Source organism: Anaeromyxobacter sp. SG17, from assembly GCF_022690695.1.
Taxonomy (GTDB): Bacteria; Myxococcota; Myxococcia; order Myxococcales; family Anaeromyxobacteraceae; genus Anaeromyxobacter; species Anaeromyxobacter soli.
This window is the reverse complement of sequence record NZ_JALCYX010000146.1, coordinates 1-2,598: the sequence shown is the minus strand read 5'-3', so window position 1 is coordinate 2,598 and position 2,598 is coordinate 1. Positions and strand designations below refer to the sequence as shown.

The window sequence follows — 2,598 nt, the reverse complement described above, 5'->3', positions numbered from 1 at the left end:
GGTCCCGGACGGCGACCTCGCGGCGGTGCTTCACGAGGCGATCCGCTGCGCCATCCAGAAGCACGGCAAGCGCAAGGGCGCGGTCGCGCCGGAGCGGAAGACGAAGGGAGCGAAGCAGGCCGGGACGACGAATGCCGCCGCGACGAAGAAGACCGCGGCGAAGCCGCCGGCGGAGAGGACCACGATCCCGGCGATAGTGCGCCGCGCGGTGTGGACGCGCGATGGCGGGCGCTGCGCCTGGGTGGGCCCGGACGGCTGCCGCTGCAACAGACGCTGGAAGCTCGAGCTCGACCACATCCAGCCCGCCGCCCTCGGGGGACCGTCCACGGTCGAGAATCTTCGACTCGCCTGCCGAGCTCACAACCTGCTTCACGCAGAGAGCACCTTCGGGCGCGAGCACATGGACCGCTTCCGCCGCGACGCGGGCGATAGGCCATCGATACTCTCGCGCGCTGGCGCGGTGCCCCTGCGTCCCGGGATGCAGCTGGGCATGTGGGCGCTCGCGAACCTCGAGACTTCCGAGCCCACGACGTCGTGACGCTCAATGCTCTCCGCTCCTCCGGTCAGCGACCACTAGCACTCCGGCAGGTTCACCCCGATCCGCACCGGCGCGTCGACCGCGTGCACGGCGAGCCCGCCGAGCGCGGTCTCCTTGTACTTGGCCTGCATGTCGGCGCCGGTCTCGCGCATCGTGCGGATCACCTCGTCGAGCGAGACGAGGTGCCGGCCGTCGCCGCGCAGCGCCATGCGCGCGGCGTTGATGGCCTTCACCGCCGCCATGGCGTTGCGCTCGATGCAGGGGATCTGCACGAGCCCGCCCACCGGATCGCAGGTGAGCCCGAGGTTGTGCTCCATCGCGATCTCGGCGGCGTTCTCGATCTGCGCGGGCGAGCCGCCGAGCACCTCGGCGAGCCCGGCCGCCGCCATCGAGCAGGCGCTCCCGACCTCGCCCTGGCAACCCACCTCCGCGCCGCTGATCGACGCGTTCTCCTTGTAGAGCGCGCCGATCGCGCCGGCGGTGAGCAGGAAGCGCACCACCCCGCCGTCGTCCGCGCCGGGCACGAGCCGCCGGTAGTAGTGCAGCACCGCGGGGACGATCCCGGCGGCGCCGTTCGTGGGCGCCGTCACGACGCGCCCGCCCGCGGCGTTCTCCTCGTTGACAGCGAGCGCCCAGAGGTTCACCCGATCCATCGCCTCGAGCGGATCGGCCTCGGCGCCCGCGCGCGCGGAGAGGCGCCGGGAGAGCCCCGGCGCGCGGCGCGGCACCGCGAGCCCGCCGGGCAGGATGCCCTCCGTCCGGCAGCCCCGCTCCACGCACGCCTCCATCGTCCGCCAGATCCGGAGGAGCCCCTCGCGCACCTCGGCCTCGGGCCGGAGCGCGCCCTCGTTCTCGAGCATGACGCCCGCGGGCGTCGTGCCGCGCTCGGCGCAGCGGGCGAGCAGCTCCGCGGCCGACGCGAACGGCAGCGGCACGCCGGGCCGCCGCGCGCGCCCGGCGGCAGGGCGCTCCGCGTCCTCCGCGTCGACGACGAACCCTCCGCCCACCGAGTAGCTCGTCCGCGCGAGGAGCTCCTCCCCGCTCACGCCGCGGGCGACGAAGCGCATGCCGTTCGGGTGGAACGGCAGCGGCTGCGGCAGGAAGCGGAGGTGCTCGGCCTCGCGGAAGGCGAGCTCGCGCCGCCCGAGGAGCGCGAGCCGTCCGCGGGCGCGGACCTCCTCGAGCCGCCGCGGGATGGCGTCCACCTCCACCCCCTCCGGCGTCTCGCCCATGAGCCCGAGCATGACCGCGCGATCGGTGCCGTGGCCCCGCCCCGTGGCGCCCAGCGAGCCGTGCAGGTCGATCGCGACCGCCTCGACGCGCTCGAGGAGCCCGCGCCCGGCGAGCGCCTCCGCGAAGCGGCGCGCCGCCTTCATCGGCCCGACGGTGTGGGACGAGCTCGGCCCGATGCCGATCTTGAAGAGCTCGAAGACGCTCGTCGCCATGGTCCTCCCGCCGCGGCCGCCGCCGCGCGGGCGAGTCCTAACCCAGGATCACCTTCCGCACACCTTTCGCCTCGAGCCAGCGCCTCGCGCGCTCGCGCTGGTCGCCCTGCAGCACGATGGCGTCCTCCTCCACGGCACCGCCGCAGCCGAGCGCGCGCTTGAGCTCGTCGGCCCAGGCGGAGAGCGCCGCGGGCGCGAGCGCGAGCTTCTCGACGACCGTGGCCTCCTTGCCGCCCCGCCCCTTGCGCTCGAGCCGGACCACCGCGCGCGCCGGCCCCCTCGGCGGCGGCGCGGCGCTCGCCTCCTCTGCGCGCTCCGCCTCCGCGGGCGGAGCCCACCCCTCCGGAAGCCGCTCCCTCAGCCGCGCGAGCGCCGCGTTGAACGGCGCCTGCGGCGCCGGCTTGCCTTCGTCCCGGTCTCGCTTCCCCATCGCGCTCCTCCGCGCCCGCCAGCCGCGAGCGCCTCGTCGATCCAAGCCCCCGAGAGCCGCGCGGCGAGCGCGAGCCCCTCCTCCCACGACGGCCCGTCCGGCACGACGCGAGCGGCGGCGTCGAGGAGCCGCGCCTCGAGCGCGAGATCCTCGCCGAGCCGCCGCGCCGCGGCCGCGTCGAGCCC

3 protein-coding genes and 1 pseudogene are annotated in these 2,598 nt (G+C 75.7%); 1 reads left to right on the top strand and 3 read right to left on the bottom strand.

What is annotated here, in order from left to right:
- Nucleotides 1–538, top strand: a 538-nt coding sequence (locus MNY60_RS23450) for an HNH endonuclease (protein ID WP_242362053.1), incomplete at its 5' end; no start/stop codon positions are given.
- A gap of 35 nt (nt 539–573) precedes the next feature.
- Here the strand turns inward: MNY60_RS23450 and MNY60_RS23445 are convergent.
- From MNY60_RS23445 to MNY60_RS23435, 3 genes and pseudogenes are all read right to left on the bottom strand, one after another.
- Nucleotides 574–1,983 (bottom strand): L-serine ammonia-lyase, encoded by a 1,410-nt coding sequence (locus tag MNY60_RS23445; RefSeq protein ID WP_242357090.1) that lies wholly within the window; start codon nt 1,981–1,983, stop codon nt 574–576.
- A gap of 37 nt (nt 1,984–2,020) precedes the next feature.
- Complete coding sequence (locus MNY60_RS23440) at nt 2,021–2,413, bottom strand: translation initiation factor (RefSeq protein ID WP_242362051.1); 393 nt, start codon at nt 2,411–2,413, stop codon at nt 2,021–2,023.
- Nucleotides 2,341–2,598, bottom strand: a pseudogene (locus tag MNY60_RS23435) (hypothetical protein); the annotation flags it as partial. The pseudogene MNY60_RS23435 and the gene MNY60_RS23440, both read right to left, overlap by 73 nt.